Below are 343 nucleotides of genomic sequence, written 5' to 3' on the forward strand. Positions count from 1 at the left end.
CATCAGAATAAATGCCCAGCTCTTTGAGTTCAGAAGCCAGATATGAAGCAATCTCACGCGTTTGCCCGTCACGCGTTGAGAAAAGAATTAACGTTTTCACCAATGTCTCCTTACTCACGCCAGAATGTTGGGGTAAACAGCACCAGCAGCGTAAAGACCTCAAGACGCCCAAACAGCATATTGGCGATTAAGATCCACTTCGCCACCGGGTTCATACTGGCGAAGTTATCCGCCACGACGCCCAGCCCCGGCCCCCGGTTGTTTAACGTTGCCACCCCAGAGGCGAAGGCAGAGAAATCATCCCCGCCCGTGGCGATAATCGCCAGCATACTGACAATAAAGA

At 51.9% G+C, this 343-nt stretch carries 2 protein-coding genes; both read right to left on the reverse strand.

Translation table 11 applies throughout. From position 1 onward, the window contains the following. Nucleotides 1–100, reverse strand: a 100-nt coding sequence (locus RTW80_RS28025) for a flavodoxin domain-containing protein (RefSeq protein WP_312721390.1), incomplete at its 3' end; no start/stop codon positions are given. A gap of 10 nt (nt 101–110) precedes the next feature. Next, nucleotides 111–343 (reverse strand): potassium transporter TrkG (locus RTW80_RS28030; RefSeq protein WP_312721388.1); only part of this gene is annotated, 233 nt, incomplete at its 5' end.

It is taken from the genome of Escherichia sp. AM3 (assembly GCF_032029835.1).
GTDB classification, from domain to species: Bacteria; Pseudomonadota; Gammaproteobacteria; order Enterobacterales; family Enterobacteriaceae; genus Escherichia; species Escherichia coli.